The organism is Leifsonia sp. A12D58 (genome assembly GCF_047530025.1).
In the GTDB taxonomy this organism is placed as follows: Bacteria; Actinomycetota; Actinomycetes; order Actinomycetales; family Microbacteriaceae; genus Cryobacterium.
This window is the reverse complement of record NZ_JBLJAT010000006.1, coordinates 58189-76629: the sequence shown is the minus strand read 5'-3', so window position 1 is coordinate 76629 and position 18441 is coordinate 58189. Positions and strand designations below refer to the sequence as shown.

The window sequence follows — 18441 nt, the reverse complement described above, 5'->3', positions numbered from 1 at the left end:
TGAGGCCGCCGCCACCGCTCTGCTGAGCGCGGCGACATATGCCATTCGCGGCACGCGATGCGTAATAAACTGTGACCGCATCCTGACGCCTACGCAGTCCCACATCCCCGGGCCGGTGGCACACGGTTGGTTCGGCTCGCACACCACGCGTTCGCTAGAATTCCCGTATTCGTTTCGTTCAGACGACGATATTCATTCACTGGCTTCAGGGACCAATCCGGGTTCGCTCGCCACTCAGTGAGACACCCACTCGATCATCCCGTGAGGTTTTCACCCGTGGCCATCAATCCCCTTGCACCCGACTGGCTGAGCCTGCCCGCAGACGCCAACGCCCTGGCCGCCGGACTCTGGCCGGCAACAGCAACACGCACCGCGAGCGGTGAACTCAGTATCGGTGGCGTCACAGCCTCCGAACTCGCCAATACGTTCGGCACCCCGCTCTACGTCATCGACGAAGCGGATGCCCGTGCCCGCGCCAACACGTTGCGCACGGCGTTCGAGACCGAGTTCGCCCGCATCGGAACCACAGCGAAGGTCTACTACGCCGGCAAGGCGTTCCTCACCACTGAGATCGCACGCTGGATGGTGGCCGACGGTCTGAACATCGACATCTGCAGCGGGGGAGAACTCGCTGTCGCCCTGGCGGCCGGAGTCGACCCCGCCATCATGGGCTTCCATGGCAACAACAAGTCGCTGGCCGAGATCGACGAGGCAACCCGCATCGGCATTGGCACCATCGTCATCGACAGCCCGGCCGAGGTCGAGCGCGTCGCCGCAGCCGCTGCACGCCACGGCATCGTGCAGAACGTCCGACTGCGCGTCAACAGCGGCGTGCATGCCCACACCCACGAGTTTTTGGCGACGGCGCACGAAGACCAGAAGTTCGGCATCACGCTGGAGAATGCACCGACGCTTGTCGCCGCCATCCGCTCGCACGACTCGCTGCGCTTCCTCGGACTGCACTGCCACATCGGTTCGCAGATCTTCGGCGCAGACGGATTCGCCGAATCGGCAAGCCGCCTGCTTGCCCTGCACGCCGAGCTGTTGCTCACCGGCCCCGTGCCCGAACTCAACCTCGGTGGCGGATTCGGCATCGCGTACACCAGTGCCGATTCACCGACCCCGATCACCGAACTCGCGGCCCGCATCGCCGACATCGTCGCTGCCGAGTGCGCCAGCCGCGAGATCCCGCTGCCGGCCATCGCCGTCGAGCCAGGCCGCGCGATCATCGGCCCGGCTGGCGTCACCCTCTACGAGGTGGGAACCACCAAGCCCGTCGATGTTGGTGGCCACCCACGCCTGTACGTGAGCGTCGACGGCGGCATGAGCGACAACGCCCGCCCCGCCCTGTACGGCGCCGACTACTCAGTACGCATCGCCAGCCGTGTGACGGAGGCAGAGCCGGTACTCGTACGCGTTGCAGGCAAGCACTGCGAGAGCGGTGACATCGTCGTCGACGCCGATTACCTGCCCGGCGATGTCACCCCGGGTGACCTCGTAGCCGTGGCGGCAACCGGCGCATATTGCTGGTCGCTCTCCAACAACTACAACTACCTCGGACGCCCGCCGGTCGTCGCCGTCACCGACGGTGCTGCCCGACTCCTCGTTCGCGGTGAGACCATTTCAGACCTGCTCGCCCGCGACACCGGCATCACTCCCGCTTCCGCTTCTGCTTCTGAAACGAAGGAATCCGTTCGATGATCGAATACCGCAACCTGCGCGTCGCCCTGCTTGGTGGCGGTTCCGTCGGGGCCCAGGTCGCCCGGCTCCTGCTCGAGCAGAGTGAAGAGCTGGCCAACCGCGTCGGTGCCGGTCTTGAACTCATCGGTATCGCCGTCCGTGACGTCAATGCCGAGCGCACCGTCGACCTGCCCAAAGAGCTCTTCACGACCGACGCCGAATCCCTCATCCTGGGAGCGGATGTCGTCATCGAGCTGATGGGCGGCATCGAGCCCGCTCGCACCTACATCCTGCAGGCGATCAACTCGGGAGCGGATGTCGTCACAGCCAACAAGGCCCTGCTCGCCGCCCACGGCGCCGAGCTGTTCGAAGCAGCCGACCAGGTGGGTGCCCAGCTCAACTATGAGGCTGCCGTTGCCGGAGCCATCCCGATTGTGCGCCCGCTGCGCGACAGCCTCGCCGGTGACCGCGTCAACCGCATCCTCGGCATCGTGAACGGCACCACCAACTTCATCCTCGACCGCATGGACGTCGACGGCGCCACGCTCGAAGAGGCACTCGCCACCGCGACAGAGCTCGGTTACGCAGAATCAGACCCGACAGCAGACATCGGCGGATACGACGCGGCACAGAAGGCGGCCATCCTGGCCAGCCTGGCCTTCCACACCAAAGTCCCGCTCGAATCGGTGTACCGCGAGGGCATCACCGAGATCACGGCCGAACAGATCGCATCGGCTCGCAAAGCCGGCTATGTCGTGAAGCTTCTCGCGATCTGCGAGCGACTCACCGACCCTGCCACCGGTACCGAGGGCGTCTCGGCCCGTGTCTACCCGGCGATGGTTCCGCGCTCACATCCGCTGGCCGCCGTGCACGGTGCCAACAACGCAGTATTCGTCGAAGCTGAAGCAGCCGGCGACCTGATGTTCTACGGCGCAGGCGCCGGGGGAGTCGAAACCGCGTCGGCAGTGCTCGGCGACCTGGTGTCGCTCGCACGCAGGCACGTCGTCGGCGGGCCCGGATTTGCGGCATCGGTGCACGCCGAGCTGCCGATCCTCGACATCGGCCAGATCCTCACCAGGTACACGGTTTCGCTCGAAGTGACGGATGAACCCGGCGCGCTGGCCAGAATTGCCAACGTGTTTGGCGATCACCATGTTTCACTTGAACTCGTCGAGCAGTCGATCGTTCCCGCCCAGGCCCAGACAGCCAGTCATGAAGCAGTTCGCTCGACGGCTACCCTTGTTATAGGAACCCACCAAGCTACGGAAGCCGCGCTCGCTGCCACCGTTCGGGACCTCGCCACCAACAGCGTTGTCACCAAAATCGCATCCGTTTTGAGAGTTGAAGGAGCCTGATGCCCAGCCAAAACGAGACACTGACCCCCGTTCGTCGCGAGTCACGACAGTGGCGCGGGGTGTTGCGTGAATACGCAGACCGCTTGAATATCTCGGATGCCACTCCGATCATCACGCTCGGCGAGGGTGGCACGCCGCTGATTCCGGCACCGGCACTGTCAGCACGCACCGGCGCCAAGGTCTGGGTCAAGTTCGAGGGCATGAACCCGACTGGCTCGTTCAAGGACCGCGGCATGACCATGGCCATCTCGAAGGCTGTCGAAGCTGGGGCCAAGGCTGTCATCTGTGCATCCACCGGAAACACCAGCGCCTCGGCTGCCGCATACGCGACGCACGCCGGTATCACTGCTGCCGTGCTCGTGCCAGAAGGCAAGATCGCTATGGGCAAGCTCAGCCAGGCCATCGCACACAACGCTCAGCTGCTTCAGGTGCAGGGCAACTTCGACGACTGCCTCGACCTCGCTCGCGACCTGTCGGCCAATTACCCTGTGCACCTCGTCAACTCGGTCAATCCCGACCGCATCGACGGCCAGAAGACCGCGGCATTCGAGGTCGTCGAGGTGCTCGAAGATGCACCCGACTTCCACATCGTTCCCGTCGGTAACGCCGGAAACTACACCGCATACTTCCGCGGCTACAGCGAAGAACTCGAGCGCGGCGCGACCACCAAGCTGCCCCGCATGTTCGGCTTCCAGGCCGCGGGTAGCGCCCCCATTGTTCTCGGTCACCGTGTCGACAATCCAGACACCATTGCCAGCGCCATCCGCATCGGCAACCCGGCATCGTGGGATCTCGCGCTGAACGCCCGCGAGGTGAGCGACGGATACTTTGGAGCCATCTCAGACGAGAAGATCCTTGAGGCGTACCGTATCCTCTCGGCCGAGGTCGGCATCTTCGTCGAGCCCGCGTCTGCCATCAGCGTCGCCGGTCTGCTTGAGCGTGCTGAAGCCGGTCAGATTCCGGCCGGTGCCACCGTCGTGCTTACCGTCACCGGTCACGGACTGAAGGACCCGCAGTGGGCCCTCCGTACGGCAGACGGCAGCGACGTGCAGCCCGTCAGCGTCGGCATCGACGCAGCAGAGATCGCTGGAGTGCTCGGGTTGGCCAAGGCATGAGCGTGCCCTCGGCCATGGCTGGTCGTTCTGTGACCGTCCAGGTGCCGGCCACCAGCGCCAACCTGGGCCCGGGCTTCGATACCCTCGGTCTCGCACTTGCCTTGTACGACACCCTTCACGTCACCGCGCGTGACGAGCCGGGTGTTCACGTCGAGGTACACGGAATCGGTGAGGGAGAAGTGCCGACCGACGAGTCCAACCTCGTCGTTCGTGCCATTGCGCACACCTTTGACGCCTTCGATCTGCCGCTTCCTGGCCTCGATCTCGTCGCCCACAACTCGATTCCGCACGGTCGTGGCCTTGGCTCATCCGGTGCGGCTATCGTGTCGGGCATCATGGCCGCCAAGGGCCTGCTTGAGGGAATCGTCGAGATCGATTCCGAAAAGCTTCTTGCGCTGGCGACCGACATGGAGGGCCACCCGGACAACGTGGCTCCTGCACTGTTCGGCGGTCTCACGATCGCCTGGACCACGCCTGAGGGCCCCAAGCACAAGAAGCTGATCGTGCACCGCGGCGTGTCCCCGCTGGTCTTCGTTCCTGAGCACGTCATGTCGACGGCGCTGGCACGCAGCCTGCAGCCTGAGTCCGTGCCGCACGAGGATGCAGTCTTCAACGTCTCGCGTTCTGCACTGCTCATCGCTGCACTCATCCAGAGCCCCGAGCTGCTGCTTGCCGCAACAGAAGACAAGCTGCACCAGAGCTACCGGGCCGCAGCGATGCCCGAAACGAACAAGCTCATCACGCTGTTGCGCGAGCAGGGCTTCGCCGCTGTTGTCTCAGGGGCAGGTCCGTCGCTCCTCGTGCTCGCAAGCGATCCTGGCCAGCGCCTCGTTGCTGCCGATCTCGTCGCTCGTGAATCCGACACCCCGTGGCAGGCACTCATGCTTGCTGTCGATTTTCAGGGCGCTTCGGTTTCAGTAACCGAGCCAGCAGCCCTGGTCTAATCACCTCCACAGCAGTGGAAAGTTACAGGGAACACGCCGGAGCGCACGCGTCAAAAGCGCAACGCCAACGGTGCTAGACTTGCTTCGCACCCGATAGAAAACCGCCTAACGTGCGAATCTCTTCTCCGGTGTATTCCCTGTAACTCACTGCTACCGCTGTTTGCATGCGTGGCTGTGTGTGTTCACCCCGATCCACGTCTTTTATGTGGGATTGGGTCACCCGCAGCGCATAGATCGCTGCACCAGCTCTCCTGGCACAGCAATCAGGCTCCCAGGGGGAAGGAACAATCTTAGTGACTGATGTCAATCTCCGCGCCGCAGGCGTGGACTCATCACGCCTCACCACTCTTCGCGTCGCCGAGCTTCAGGCTCTGGCCGGCGAGCTGGGTATTCAGGGCGCGTCCAAACTTCGTAAAGGAGAACTCGTGGAGGCAATCTCCGAGGTCCAGGCAAAGTCTGCTGCGGCTGACGCTCCCGTAAGCGCCGAAGCTGCCGTTGCAGCCCCGGTCGCTGACGTTGCTGTCACCGCGCCGGCCGCTGAAGCACCGGTTGCAGATGCACCCGTTGCCGATGCAGCACCCGCTGTTCGCAAGCGTGCACCGCGACGTGCAAGCACCGCGACCGCAGCGCCCGCTGTTGCCCACATCAACGTCGAAGCCGGTTCGGGGCTTGAGTCCCTTATCCCCGCGCTCGATGCAGTTGCACCGCGCACCCGCTCAGGCCGCGGCACCCGCACCACTCAGGCTCCCGTAGCGGATGCCGCACCCACCGAAGCAGCATCCGCTGTTGACGGCGCACAGGCCGCAGGCACCGACGCTCCCGCAGTCGAGGCCGGCGAGAAGCCGGCCCGCCGCAACTCACGCAACCGCCGTGCCAGCTCTGCTTCAACGCAGGCGCCGACGCAGGATGCCGCGAGCACCGAGCAGGCCGCAACCTCCGATGAGGCATCAACCGAGGCGCCCAGCGATTCAGAGAACACCTCTGCTGAGCAGTCGGAGCAGCCGCGTCAGGGTCGCAACCGCAACCGCAACCGTGGCGAGCGTAACCAGGACCGCGCCCAGGGCGGCGACCGCGCTGCGGCTGCCGGTCAGGACCGCGCTCAGGGCGGCAACGACCGCAACCAGCAGGCTGCAGAGCGCACGGAAGACGGCAACCGCCAGTCAAACCAGCGCCAGGGCCGCAACCAGAACCAGAACCAGAGCGAGCGCGCTCAGGGCGGCAACGATCGCAACCAGGGCGAGCGCGCCCAGGGCGGCAACGAGCGCAACCAGAACGACCGCAACGAGCGTAACCAGGGCGACCGTAACCAGGGCGGCAATGACCGTCAGGGTGGCGACCGCAACCAGGGTGGCAACATCCTCGATGACGAGCTCGGTGGCCGCGGCAACCGTAGCCGTTACCGTGACCGCAAGCGTCGCGGATCCGTCGCAGGCGACGACTTCGAGCCCGAGCTGACCGATGATGACGTCCTGATCCCGGTTGCCGGCATCCTCGACGTTCTCGACAACTACGCCTTCGTGCGCACCTCTGGCTACCTGCCAGGCGCGAGCGACGTGTACGTTTCGCTCGGCCAGGTCAAGAAGTACAACCTGCGCAAGGGTGACGCCGTCGTCGGCGCCATCCGCCAGCCGCGTGAGGGTGACGCAAACGGTCGCCAGAAGTACAACGCGATCGTCAAGGTCGACTCCATCAACGGCCTGACCGTCGAAGAGGCAGCCAGCCGCGTCGAGTTCCAGAAGCTCACGCCCCTCTACCCGCAGGAGCGCCTGCGCCTCGAGACCGAGTCCGGCAAGCTGACCCAGCGCATCATCGACCTCGTCGCGCCGATCGGCAAGGGACAGCGTGGCCTCATCGTCGCACCGCCCAAGGCCGGCAAGACGATCGTCATGCAGCAGATCGCCAACGCGATCAGCACCAACAACCCCGAGGTTCACCTCATGGTTGTGCTTGTCGACGAGCGCCCTGAAGAAGTTACCGACATGCAGCGCACCGTCAAGGGTGAGGTCATCGCCTCCACCTTCGACCGTCCCGCTGAAGACCACACCACTGTCGCTGAGCTGGCCATCGAGCGCGCCAAGCGTCTCGTTGAGCTCGGCCACGATGTCGTCGTGCTGCTCGACTCGATCACGCGCCTCGGCCGTGCATACAACCTGGCGACTCCGCCGTCTGGCCGTGTGCTGTCCGGTGGCGTCGACGCTGCTGCTCTCTACCCGCCGAAGCGTTTCTTTGGTGCAGCGCGCAACATCGAGAACGGTGGCTCGCTCACCATCCTCGCGTCTGCACTCGTCGAGACCGGGTCCAAGATGGACGAGGTTATCTTCGAAGAGTTCAAGGGCACTGGAAACATGGAGCTTCGTCTGTCGCGCCAGCTGGCCGACAAGCGCATCTTCCCGGCCGTCGATGTCAACGCATCAGGTACTCGCCGTGAAGAAATGCTGATGAGCGCCGACGAGGTCAAGATCACCTGGAAGCTGCGTCGCGCACTTGCCGGTCTCGACCAGCAGGCTGCACTCGAGGCTATCCTCGGTCGTCTCAAGGAGACGTCGTCCAACGTCGAGTTCCTGATGCAGGTTCAGAAGTCGATGCCGGCTACGAACGGGTCAGACAAGGACCACTGATGTTCGAGTCTGTTACAACACTGCTGGCAGAGCACGACGACCTGCAGAGCCAGCTGGCCGACCCCGAGTTGCACTCCAACCCGGCCAGGTCAAAGAAAGTAAACCGACGTTACGCCGAGCTCAGCCGCATCATCGCGGCATACAACGAGTGGAAAGAGGTTGGCGACAACCTTGACGCCGCTCGTGAGCTCGCCGACGAAGACGAAGCGTTCGCCGAAGAGATTCCGGGTCTCGAGGAGCAGCTGGATGCGACGGCCGAAAAGCTGCGTCGCCTGCTGATTCCGCGTGACCCCAATGACAGCCGCGACGTGATCATGGAAATCAAGATGGGTGAGGGCGGCGCTGAGTCAGCGCTGTTCGCCGCCGATCTGCTTCGTATGTACCTGCACTACGCAGAGTCCAAGAAGTGGAAGACCGAGATCATCGAGCAGACCTCGAGCGACCTCGGTGGCATCAAGGATGTTCAGCTCGCGATCAAGGGCAACTCAAGCGACCCTGCAGAGGGCGTCTGGGCGCACCTGAAGTACGAAGGTGGCGTGCACCGCGTTCAGCGCGTTCCCGCCACCGAGTCGCAGGGACGCATCCACACCTCGGCTGCCGGAGTGCTGGTGTTCCCTGAGGTCGATGAGCCTGAAGAGGTCGAGATCCACCCGAACGACCTCAAGATCGATGTGTACCGGTCGAGTGGCCCAGGCGGCCAGTCGGTCAACACGACCGACTCCGCTGTGCGCATCACTCACTTGCCGACAGGCATCGTGGTTGCCATGCAGAATGAGAAGAGCCAGCTGCAGAACCGTGAAGCCGGCATGCGCGTGCTGCGTGCCCGCGTTCTGGCGCGTCAGCAGGAAGAGATCGACGCTGCGGCATCGCTCGTCCGCAAGGGCCAGATCCGCACGATGGACCGCTCTGAGCGCATCCGTACGTACAACTTCCCGGAGAACCGCATTGCGGATCACCGCACGGGGTACAAGGCGTACAACCTGGATGCAGTCATGAACGGTGCTCTCGAGCCCGTTGTTGAGTCCTGCATCATGGCAGACGAAGAAACCCGTCTCGCCGAGATCGGTGACCACGAGTAATTAGCGTGCCCTGATAAAGGCCCGGTCAGCGTTCGCGCTGGTCGGGCCTTCGTTGTTAAATCGTCGGGAGGAGGCGGTCTCGCCGTCATTGCTCAGTGAGTAGCGCAGAGAGCAGCGATTCCTGCAGGCCACCGAGCCAGAAGTACACCGTCTGCAAAGGCTCGGCGTCTTCGTCTGTGCGGCCTTCTTCGTTCTCATTGTCGATCTCAAGGCGGACCGCGAGGGTGAGCCTCAGGTCGGTCAGCGTCCGTAGCCACGACTGCACTTCGGCCTCGTCGAGCTCAAAGAAGTCTTCACCTTCTTCTGGGGCGCCCAGTGACGCGATCACCGTTCTTGCATGTTCGATCTTGCGCGTGGTGAGGCTCTCGGACGTGAATCGTCGAAACTCAGCGGATGCAGACGGGTCATCCGGGTATGCCTGGGGGAGTAGCCGTTCGACGGCGGGATCTGTGCCCTCCGCCTCGAGTACCTCAACGAGCTGGGCAGCGAGGTCAGCCAGGAAGAGGCGCTCGTTATCGTCGAAATCGGCGACGATCGTCTGTGGCGTCTGCCGACGAAACGGAATCATGCGCCGTCCTTGTCGATGGTCGCCCACAAGCCGAACTCATGCATGGCAAGCACGTGCACTTCCATTGCCTCCCTGTTGCCCTTCGCCACAATCGCCCTGCCGTCGTTGTGTACCTGCAGCATCAACCGCTCCGCCTCTGCCGGGCTGAAGCCGAAGTAGCTGCGGAACACGTAAACGACGTACGACATGAGGTTCACGGGATCGTTCCAGACGATGACGCGCCATGGCACATCGAACGCCGCTACAGCATCCAATGCTGCCTGTGCGTCGGCTTCGTGACGGGTCTGTTCCACAATTTGCACCACCACTCCAGCCTGACACGTTCTGGCCCGCTGATGTAGCCTCAGCTTTCGGCAGGCGCGTGATTCGGCCCCATGGCCTGCGGATTGCTGCAGTTCAGGAGCGATGCCTGCTGGGCTACTGAGGTTCTGAATGGGTGATGCCGCCCCTGGCGGCCTCGGTCGTCTCAGCGCGTGCTGGTCTGATGGCGGCCGGAACCCCGAGCAACAGAGAGTTGGCCGGTGCTTCCTTCGTGACGACGGCATTTGCTCCGATGGTGCTCCACTCGCCAATGGTGATGGGGCCGAGCACTTTTGCCCCGGCACCGACTGTCACGCCGTTCTCAAGCGTCGGGTGCCGTTTGGAGCCACGCACAACGCCGTGCCTGCTCTTACCGCCGAGCGTCACGCCGTGGTACAGCATGACGTCGTCGCCGATCTCGGCCGTCTCGCCGATGACCACGCCCATTCCATGGTCAATGAACAGTCGACGTCCGATGCGTGCACCGGGATGAATCTCGATGCCGGTGAGGAACCGGGTGAACTGTGAGAGCAGCCGGGCTGGCAATCGCCAGCCCGCTACCCACATCTTGTTCGCGACTCTGTATGACCACACAGCGTGCAGGCCGCTGTAGGCCAGAAAGACCTCAGCGGTGCTCTGGGCGGCAGGATCGTGGGCTCGCGCAGTGACGATGTCTTCTCGAATGCGTGCGAGAACGCCCATGGTATGTCCAGCCGATCAGGTGTGGATGGTTCTAGTCGAGCAGGTCTTCGTACAAGACCGTCGAGATGTATCGCTCACCGAAGTCGGGAACGACGACGACGATCGTCTTACCTTCATTCTCCGGCAATTTCGCCTGCTCGAGTGCTGCCCATACTGCCGCACCGCCTGAGATGCCGGCAAGAATTCCCTCTTCGGTGGCGAGCGCGCGCGCGGTGGCCACTGAATCGGCCAGGGTGACATCGGTCACCGAGTCGTAGATCTCGCGGTCGAGGATGTCGGGAACGAAGTTGGCGCCGAGGCCCTGGATCTTGTGGGGGCCGGGTGATCCACCTGAGAGGATCGGGGAGTCGATGGGCTCGACCGCAACAACGGTGAGGCCGGGCTTCTGCTCCTTGAGGAAGCGTCCGGCGCCCGTGACGGTGCCACCGGTGCCGACACCGGCAACGAAGACATCGACGGCGCCATCCGTGTCTGCCCAGATCTCCGGACCGGTCGTCGCGTAGTGCACAGCGGGGTTGGCCGGGTTCTGGAACTGGCTGGCCAGGATGGCGCCGTCGGTTTTGGCCACGATTTCGCGGGCCGTTTCCACAGCGCCACGCATGCCGTCTGCGCCGGGGGTCAGCACGATTTCGGCGCCGTATGCGCGCAGGAGTACCCGGCGCTCCTTGCTCATGGTTTCGGGCATCGTGAGGATGACGTTGTAGCCACGTGCTGCACCGACGAGCGCGAGGGCGATTCCGGTGTTGCCGCTGGTTCCTTCAACGATGGTGCCGCCAGGCTTCAGCGCACCAGACTTCTCTGCAGCGTTGATGATCGAAACGCCGATGCGGTCTTTTACGCTGCCGGCGGGGTTATAGAACTCGAGCTTGGCCAGCACAGTCGCGCCGGTGCCTTCGGTGAGCCTGTTGAGTCTCACCAGGGGCGTGCGCCCGACTGTTTCGGTAATGTCGGAGTAGATCTGTGCAGCCATCGGGAAAGACCTTTCGCTCGTTGTCAGGAACCGTAGTCAGCCTAGGGCCACGGTTCAATCGCGGTGGGTACGTTACATTTCATTATGTGCCTGAGACTCCGCGTGACCCGATTTCCCCATCGTCTGGGCAGCAAAGCCCCACCCCACTCTCACTCGCTGACCTTCGCAGTCGGGTGATCTCCACCCTCTCGGATGCCGGTGTGCCAGACCCGGAGGTCGACGCCGACCTGCTCATCGGTCACGTTCTCACGCTCAGCCGTGGCGAGGTGCAGTCAGCGGTGATCATGGGCAGCGCCATCGCCGAAGAGGATGCGACCCGTGTCCTCGAACTGGCAGCCAGGCGAGCAATGCGCGAGCCGCTCCAGCACATCACGGGCACTGCTCCATTCAGGCAGCTCGAACTCTCGGTCGGGCCCGGCGTCTTCGTGCCGCGTCCGGAGACCGAGCAGGTTGTCCAGTTTGCGATCGATGCGCTCAGCTCGATGCCGGATGCCGAGCCCATCGGCGTCGATCTCGGTACCGGCAGCGGCGCGATCGCCCTCGCGATGGCCACCGAAGTTCCGCACGCCAGGATCTTCGCCTGCGAGAACTCGCCAGAGGCCTTCCCCTGGACATCGAAGAACTTCGAAGACGTCGGTGCACAGAACGCGACGCTGGTGTTCAGCGACCTGGCTGAAGCATTCCCCGAATTGAACGGCACAGTCGCCGTCGTCATCTCAAATCCGCCTTATATTCCGGCCGCGGCGATTCCGCGCGATCCAGAGGTGCGCCTGTTCGACCCGGCACACGCGTTGTATGGCGGCGAAGACGGCCTGGATGTCGTGCGCCACGTCTCGCAGACAGCGCTCAGGCTTCTCCGCAGTGGCGGCACCCTGGTAATCGAGCACGGCGAACTGCAGGGAGCAGACATCCGAGCGCTGCTCGAAGCAGACGGATGGCGAGCAACCGCAACGCACCGCGACTACACGACGCGCGATCGCACAACGACCGCCATCCGCCCGTAGCACTGCGCGCGCGTCGATTTCATCTGGGCGCGGTATATCCCGCTCGGCGCGCAATAAGTCGCGCGCCAGCCGGATTATCGCGCGCCAGAGCCGGTCAATCGGACTTCGGCATTCGGCGTCCGGCGTCCGGTACCCGGCATCCGGTACCCGGTACCCGGCATCCGTCATCGTCGGGCAATTACGCCTGTGCGCTCAGCGCTGTGCGCTCAGCGCTGGCGGTTCGCGAACGCGTCGATGGCGGCGTTGAGGCCGTCGACGTCGTAGACGCCGTTCTTCTCGGTGAACTGCCACGCGTGCATCCCGGCAGCGCGGGCGCCCTCGACGTTGGCCGCACTGTCGTCGAACAGGATCGCATTCTCAGCAGCAACCCCGTAAACGCCGAGCGCCCTCGTATAAATACGACGCTCAGGCTTCTCGGCTCCGAGCACCGCAGAGGTGAGGTCATTGCCATTCAGGATGTCTGACACCTCGGGCGCCAAGATCGGCAGCGAATCCCTGAACGGGATCGGGTTGTTCGAGAGCAGCGAGACGGTACCGAACGTTGCAGCTCGTCGAAGTGCGGCAATGGCCCCGGGAATCGGTGTCATGGCAGCTGACCTGGCCTCCTGCCACTGCTCAAGCGTCAGGGGAACTCCCGTCACGACTTCCCAGGCGGCGAGGTATTCATCGCTTGAGCGATATTCGCCCTCGTCCGCTGCTGTTTCATGCCCGCCGACCCACCAGGTTCGCGCGAGGTGGTACTCACTGACGCCTGTTAAACGGGCCAGTGCAGGCAGCCTTTTACGGAAGTCGTATTCGTACAGAGTTTTGTCGCAGTCGAAGAAGTAGACGTCAGAAGCCATCCCCCCAGTATCTCCCAAGGCGGCTGCACTAGAATTATGGCCAAATGACACGCATTTATGACTGCTCGGTCGAATCTGAACATACGGCCGGCATGAGACTCGCACGCACCGCAATCGGCAGGGGGGCGCTGGTCGTCATCCCCACAGACACCGTTTACGGCATTGCCGCCGACGCATTCAACCCTGAGGCAGTCAAGCGCCTGCTCGAAGCGAAGGGCCGCGACCGCCAGTCGCCGCCCCCGGTGCTGATCCCGAGCGTCGCAACACTCCAGGCTCTGGCCACAAACATCCCCGCGCCGGTCAACGACCTGGTTGAGGCATTCTGGCCAGGCGGACTCACCATTCTGCTGCACGCCCAGCCTTCGCTCTCGTGGGACCTCGGTGAAACCAAGGGCACGGTTGCCCTGCGGATGCCGCGCAACGAGATCGCGCTTGAACTCTTGTCTGAGACAGGCCCGCTCGCAGTGTCGTCGGCAAACCGCACAGGGATGCCGTCTGCCATCGACGCAGCCGGCGCCGAAGACATGCTCGATACTTCGGTCGCGATTTACCTCGATGGGGGAGTGGCCGGACTCGCTTACGAGGCCATCGGTGACCGCCCAGGCGACACATCGTCGACGATCATCGATGCGACCCGCTTCGATTCGAATGGCGGCACACTCGTGATTGTCCGCAACGGTGTCATCTCGCGCGATGAGATCGCTGCGGTGATCGGTGACGCGTTGGCGCCAGAGGCCACAGCGCCGGAGCTCACAGCAGCAGAGGCGTCGGCAGTAGAGGCGTCGGCAGGGTCGGCCTCAGAAACGACAACAGCAACTGCCGAGACAGACAGCCTGTCGCCGGCATCCGCTGCGTCAGAGACGTCAACCGACTAGCCCGATGACCCTCTTTATTCTCATCGCCCTGGTCGCAGCACTCGTGACCTTCGGGCTCTCGCTCATTGTGCTGAAACTCAGCCACCGGTACCGGCTGTACCCGAAGATTCGTGACCGCGACGTGCACACCAGGCCGACGCCGCGGCTCGGCGGTATCGCGATGTTCATCGGCATCCTGGCGGCTTTTGGGTTCGCCTATCTCATCTCGGCCCAGTTCGCCCCACTCAAACTGGTGTTCTCCAATCCGCAACAGATCTTGGCGATCCTCGGGGCGGCCCTGCTAATCGTGTTGATCGGTGTCGCAGACGACATCTGGGACCTCGACTGGATGACGAAGCTTGCCGGCCAGTTCATTGCCGCCGGGCTCATCGCCTGGCAGGGCGGCGTGCAGATCTACTCGTTGCCGATCGGTGGTCTCAGCGTCGGCTCCGGCTGGATGTCGATCTTCATCTCGGTCTTCGCCATCGTGCTCGTTATGAACATGATCAACTTCATCGATGGTCTTGACGGTCTGGTCGCCGGGGTCGCTCTCATCGCCAACGGCGTGTTCTTCCTCTACAGCTATTTACTGGTGCGCGAAACGTCACCGACCAACTACTTCAACCTGGCCTCACTCATCGCCGCGATCCTCGTCGGCGCCTGTGTTGGCTTCCTGCCCGTGAACTGGCATCCGGCCAAGATGTTCATGGGGGATGCCGGAGCCCTGCTCGTCGGTCTGCTGATGGCCACCTCGGCGATTGCGATCACCGGACAGGTCGACCCTGGAGCGATCAATCGCTCGCAGCTTTTCCCCGCGTTCATCCCGATCCTGTTGCCTGTCGCGATCCTGATCATTCCGTTGCTTGACTTCGGACTTGCTGTGTTTAGGCGGGTGCGAGCAGGTAAATCGCCCTTCAGTGCCGACCGCAAGCATCTGCACCACCGACTGCTCGACATGGGGCACTCGCACCTGCACGCGGTCCTGATCTTCTACGGCTGGACAGCCGCTGCGTCGATCGGATGCCTGCTGTACTTCGTGCTGCCGGTCTATTTCCAGCTGTCCAACTGGTACGCAACCATCTTCCTGGTGCTTTCTCTTCTCATCTGCACTGTCGTGACGCTCGCCCCCCTCAGTCGCCGCAAGGCGATCGAGGCGGCCAGCCAGCTCACCCCTGAGAGAGCCGCCACCAAACCCATTGCCAGACTCGATCCACTCGACGAGGCTTCAGAAATCGTCGAGGAGACCACATGACGTCCACCCCGCCCGCAGCTTCGACCAGAGGGCCAGAGCCCACCTCCCTTCCCGTTTTCCGCAAGACGCTGATCTACGGCTCGTACCTCGCGCTGGGCATCGCGATTGTCGGTGCCATCCTCGGCTGGATCTTCGCGGGTGGCCCAGGGGTCATCAGCGCCCTGATCGGCACTGCTATGGCGCTTGTGTTCATGGGCGTCACAGCAGGCAGCCTGCTGGTAGCTAACCGTTACGCGGGCAGTGAGGCAGCGATCGGTGGGTTCTTCGGCATCGTTATGGGTGGCTGGCTGCTCAAGTTCATCGTTTTCATCGTTCTGGTCTTTCTGCTCAAGGACCAGGCGTGGCTCAACAACGTTGTGTTGTTCCTCAGCATCATTGCCGGCGTCGTTGGATCCCTGGTCGTTGACGTCGTCGTGCTGGCGAAGAGCCGAGTGCCCTATGTGAGTGATGTCAAGCTCCCAGAGGCCCCTCAGCACGACTGAACCTGAAAAAACCCGCATCTCGATTGGGTGGATCCTCAGTTATTTGCTAGAGTCATAAGCGATTCCCCCCGGCTTACCCATGCATTTGCATGTCGTAATCCAGTCATTCGTTCGTCGCTCGGAGAGCAGAGCTCACCGCCCCGAAACAGGAGATAGCGCTGCTAGAAACCGCTGTGAACCTGCTGCTTCCGTCTGCAACTGACGACGGGGGCTTCCATGGTCCCACCATCAATGAATTCTTTCCCGAAATTGTGCTCTTTGCGGATACACCATTCGCAATGAACCGCATCATGATGATCCGCGTTCTCGCGGTCGTCGTGCTCATGCTCTTCTTCTGGCTCACCACACGGCGCATGAAGGTCATTCCGACTCGCATGCAGAGTGTGGCCGAAATGGGTCTCGACTTCGTTCGAGTCAACATTGCAGAAGACCTCCTTGGCAAGAAGGACGGCAAGCGTTTCCTGCCGCTTCTGACCGCGATCTTCTTCATGGTCTTGTTCATGAACATCACGGGTGTCATCCCTGGTCTGAACATCGCCGGAACATCGGTTATCGGCGTCCCGCTGGTGCTTGGTCTGACTGCATACGCCACATTCATCTACGCCGGTGTGAAGAAGAACCCCAAGAACTTCTTCCGTAACGCACTGTTCCCACCCGGAGTTCCGCCGGCGCTGTACATCATCGTCACGCCGATCGAATTCGTCTCGACCTTCATCATTCGTCCGGTCACGCTGACCCTTCGACTCCTGATGAACATGGTTGTCGGTCACCTTTTGCTGGTGCTGTTCTTCAGCGCAACGCAGTTCTTCTTCTTCACCGCAGACGGCGGCTTCAAGCTGTTCGGTGCAGGCACCCTGGTCTTCGGTTTCGCCTTCACCCTCTTCGAGGTCTTGATCGCACTGCTCCAGGCCTACATCTTCTCTCTGCTCACCGCTGTCTACATCCAGCTTGCGCTGGCTGAGGAACACTAAACAACGAATTCGACATCCGTCTAATTCGCTCATCACGGAAGGAAACACACGTGGACGCAACTACCGTTCTCGCGGCACTCTCGGGAAACATCGCGACTGTCGGTTACGGCCTCGCAGCAATCGGCCCGGCAATCGGCGTTGGTATCGTCGTTGGCAAGACCATCGAGGGCGTGGCTCGTCAGCCTGAACTCGCTGGCCGCCTCCAGGTCCTCATGTACATCGGTATCGCATTCACCGAGGCACTCGCCTTCATCGGTATCGCAACGTACTTCATCTTCACCTCATAGTCCTCTTTTCACTCTAGTTAGGAGGCATGATGCTTCACGCAGTGATTGCAGCTGCCGCTGAGGGTGAGACGCGTAATCCGCTCATCCCAGAGACATACGACATTGTTTGGTCGTTGGTCTGCTTCGTCGTGATCCTGTTCTTCTTCTGGAAGCTCGTGCTTCCGAAGGTGCAGAAGATGCTTGACGACCGTGCAGAGGCCATCGAGGGCAACATCGCTAAGGCAGACGATGCCCAGCGCAAGGCCGAGGCTGCTCTTGAGCAGTACACGGCTCAGCTTGCTGAGGCACGCGTCGAAGCTGGACAGATTCGCGAGCAGGCTCGTGCCGACGGTCAGAAGATCGTCGCCGAGCAGAAGGATGCGGCCTCGGCCGAAGCCGCTCGTATTACCGCAACCGCACAGGCTCAGATCGAAGCAGAGCGCCAGGCGGCCGTTGTGTCGCTTCGCTCCGAAGTCGGCACCCTGGCAATCGACCTCGCATCGGGTGTCATTGGCGAAAGCCTGACTGACGACGCGAAGGCCGCAGCCATTGTCGACCGCTTCCTGGCTGACCTTGAGGCGTCGGAGAAGGCAACGCCTTCAGCAGGGAAGAACTAACAGCATGGGAAGCGCCACCAGAGAAGCTTTGGCCCTGACGCGGGCGGCATTGGCTGCCAGTGGCAGCTCGGCCGATCTGGCGACGGGCGAAAGCCTTTTCAACGCCGGCCGAGTCGTCGGCGACTCGCCTCAGCTGCTTTCGGCACTCGCAGATCCGTCTGCGGATGCTGCGGCCAAGACCGCGCTCGTCTCGAGCGTGTTCGGAAGCGCAGTAACGCCGACAGCTCTTTCGCTCTTGCAGAGCGTTGCAGCTGCCCGGTGGTCCAGCCATGACGACGTGCTCGCCGGGATCGAAGATCTCGGGCTGCGCACAGTCGCTCTGTCTGTCCCGGCCGGCACCTCGATCGAGGACGAACTGTTCTCGTTCGGTGTCGCGGTTTCTTCAGACGCAGAGCTCGAGCTGGCTTTGGCCAGCAAGTTGGGCAATGCAGATGCCAAGGCGCGCGTCGTTGACGCGCTGCTGTCCGGCAAGGTCTCTGCTCAGACACTCGCGATTGTTCGCCACCTGGTACGTCAGCCTCGCGGCCGTCGAATCGGCGAACTCCTTCGCTACGCGGCATCCGTTGTCGCGGACCAGTCAGGTCACTTCATCGCCACCGTCACCTCGGCGGCTCCGCTCGCCCAGGCGCAGCTCGATCGGCTTATCGCCGGCCTCGCTACTCGCTACGGTCGTTCGCTCCTGGTCAACCAGGTCGTCGACAAAGCGCTGATCGGTGGCGTACGTATCCAGATTGGTGACGACGTGATTGACGGCAGCGTCTCATCGCGTTTGAACGACTTGAGACTTCAGCTCGCTGGCTGATTCTCAGCCACAAGCACTTA

Annotated in this window: 19 protein-coding genes; 14 read left to right on the top strand and 5 right to left on the bottom strand. The window is 62.7% G+C overall.

Features of this window, described 5'->3' with window-relative positions; translation table 11 throughout:
• Nucleotides 1–276: 276 nt before the first annotated feature.
• The 6 genes from lysA (at nucleotide 277) to prfA (ending at nucleotide 8791) form a co-directional block, all read left to right on the top strand.
• Entirely contained in the window at nucleotides 277–1701 is a 1425-nt protein-coding gene (gene lysA, locus ACMT3I_RS13820) for a diaminopimelate decarboxylase (protein WP_414805093.1), read from the top strand.
• On the top strand, nucleotides 1698–3035 hold the full coding sequence (locus tag ACMT3I_RS13815; RefSeq protein ID WP_414805092.1) for a homoserine dehydrogenase: 1338 nt from the start codon (nucleotides 1698–1700) through the stop codon (nucleotides 3033–3035). The genes lysA and ACMT3I_RS13815 overlap by 4 nt, the downstream gene beginning before the upstream one ends.
• Nucleotides 3035–4150: a threonine synthase gene (gene thrC, locus ACMT3I_RS13810; protein WP_414805091.1), complete on the top strand. Its 1116-nt coding sequence runs from the start codon at nucleotides 3035–3037 to the stop codon at nucleotides 4148–4150. Before ACMT3I_RS13815 ends, thrC begins: the two co-directional genes overlap by 1 nt.
• Entirely contained in the window at nucleotides 4147–5094 is a 948-nt protein-coding gene (gene thrB, locus ACMT3I_RS13805) for a homoserine kinase (RefSeq protein ID WP_414805090.1), read from the top strand. Before thrC ends, thrB begins: the two co-directional genes overlap by 4 nt.
• A 293-nt stretch (nucleotides 5095–5387) precedes the next feature.
• Nucleotides 5388–7712: a transcription termination factor Rho gene (gene rho, locus ACMT3I_RS13800; protein WP_414805089.1), complete on the top strand. Its 2325-nt coding sequence runs from the start codon at nucleotides 5388–5390 to the stop codon at nucleotides 7710–7712.
• Nucleotides 7712–8791 carry a peptide chain release factor 1 gene (prfA, locus tag ACMT3I_RS13795; RefSeq protein ID WP_414805088.1) on the top strand — a complete coding sequence of 360 codons (1080 nt, stop codon included), beginning with the start codon at nucleotides 7712–7714 and terminating at the stop codon, nucleotides 8789–8791. The genes rho and prfA overlap by 1 nt, the downstream gene beginning before the upstream one ends.
• An 85-nt stretch (nucleotides 8792–8876) precedes the next feature.
• Here the strand turns inward: prfA and ACMT3I_RS13790 are convergent, their stop codons facing one another.
• The 4 genes from ACMT3I_RS13790 to cysK all read right to left on the bottom strand — a co-directional run bounded on the left by ACMT3I_RS13790 (nucleotide 8877) and on the right by cysK (nucleotide 11331).
• Nucleotides 8877–9359 (bottom strand): DUF2017 domain-containing protein, encoded by a 483-nt coding sequence (locus ACMT3I_RS13790; protein ID WP_414805087.1) that lies wholly within the window; start codon nucleotides 9357–9359, stop codon nucleotides 8877–8879.
• Complete coding sequence (clpS, locus tag ACMT3I_RS13785; RefSeq protein WP_414805086.1) at nucleotides 9356–9652, bottom strand: ATP-dependent Clp protease adapter ClpS; 297 nt, start codon at nucleotides 9650–9652, stop codon at nucleotides 9356–9358. Before clpS ends, ACMT3I_RS13790 begins: the two co-directional genes overlap by 4 nt.
• A 124-nt stretch (nucleotides 9653–9776) precedes the next feature.
• Nucleotides 9777–10361 (bottom strand): serine O-acetyltransferase EpsC, encoded by a 585-nt coding sequence (epsC, locus tag ACMT3I_RS13780; protein ID WP_414805085.1) that lies wholly within the window; start codon nucleotides 10359–10361, stop codon nucleotides 9777–9779.
• Between the two features lie 31 nt (nucleotides 10362–10392).
• Nucleotides 10393–11331, bottom strand: coding sequence for a cysteine synthase A (cysK, locus tag ACMT3I_RS13775; protein ID WP_414805084.1), 939 nt, complete (start codon nucleotides 11329–11331; stop codon nucleotides 10393–10395).
• 110 nt (nucleotides 11332–11441) lie between these two features.
• Here cysK and prmC point away from each other — a divergent pair, with 110 nt between their 5' ends.
• Entirely contained in the window at nucleotides 11442–12335 is an 894-nt protein-coding gene (gene prmC, locus ACMT3I_RS13770; protein ID WP_414805195.1) for a peptide chain release factor N(5)-glutamine methyltransferase, read from the top strand.
• A 206-nt stretch (nucleotides 12336–12541) separates the two neighbouring features.
• Here prmC and ACMT3I_RS13765 read toward each other — a convergent pair whose 3' ends face one another.
• Nucleotides 12542–13177, bottom strand: coding sequence for an HAD-IA family hydrolase (locus ACMT3I_RS13765; RefSeq protein ID WP_414805083.1), 636 nt, complete (start codon nucleotides 13175–13177; stop codon nucleotides 12542–12544).
• A gap of 44 nt (nucleotides 13178–13221) precedes the next feature.
• Here ACMT3I_RS13765 and ACMT3I_RS13760 point away from each other — a divergent pair, with 44 nt between their 5' ends.
• From ACMT3I_RS13760 to ACMT3I_RS13730, 7 genes are all read left to right on the top strand, one after another.
• Nucleotides 13222–14052, top strand: a complete 831-nt coding sequence (locus tag ACMT3I_RS13760) for an L-threonylcarbamoyladenylate synthase (protein ID WP_414805082.1) — start codon at nucleotides 13222–13224, stop codon at nucleotides 14050–14052.
• 4 nt (nucleotides 14053–14056) lie between these two features.
• Nucleotides 14057–15283 carry an MraY family glycosyltransferase gene (locus ACMT3I_RS13755; RefSeq protein WP_414805081.1) on the top strand — a complete coding sequence of 409 codons (1227 nt, stop codon included), beginning with the start codon at nucleotides 14057–14059 and terminating at the stop codon, nucleotides 15281–15283.
• Nucleotides 15280–15765 (top strand): hypothetical protein, encoded by a 486-nt coding sequence (locus ACMT3I_RS13750; RefSeq protein ID WP_414805080.1) that lies wholly within the window; start codon nucleotides 15280–15282, stop codon nucleotides 15763–15765. Before ACMT3I_RS13755 ends, ACMT3I_RS13750 begins: the two co-directional genes overlap by 4 nt.
• A gap of 173 nt (nucleotides 15766–15938) precedes the next feature.
• Complete coding sequence (atpB, locus tag ACMT3I_RS13745; RefSeq protein WP_414805079.1) at nucleotides 15939–16736, top strand: F0F1 ATP synthase subunit A; 798 nt, start codon at nucleotides 15939–15941, stop codon at nucleotides 16734–16736.
• 50 nt (nucleotides 16737–16786) lie between these two features.
• A complete protein-coding gene (gene atpE / locus ACMT3I_RS13740) occupies nucleotides 16787–17023 on the top strand; it encodes an ATP synthase F0 subunit C (RefSeq protein ID WP_414805078.1) in 237 nt (78 codons plus the stop codon).
• Nucleotides 17024–17052: 29 nt separating this feature from the next.
• Nucleotides 17053–17619, top strand: coding sequence for a F0F1 ATP synthase subunit B (locus ACMT3I_RS13735; protein ID WP_414805194.1), 567 nt, complete (start codon nucleotides 17053–17055; stop codon nucleotides 17617–17619).
• Nucleotides 17620–17623: 4 nt separating this feature from the next.
• Nucleotides 17624–18421, top strand: coding sequence for a F0F1 ATP synthase subunit delta (locus ACMT3I_RS13730; RefSeq protein ID WP_414805077.1), 798 nt, complete (start codon nucleotides 17624–17626; stop codon nucleotides 18419–18421).
• Nucleotides 18422–18441 lie beyond the last annotated feature (20 nt).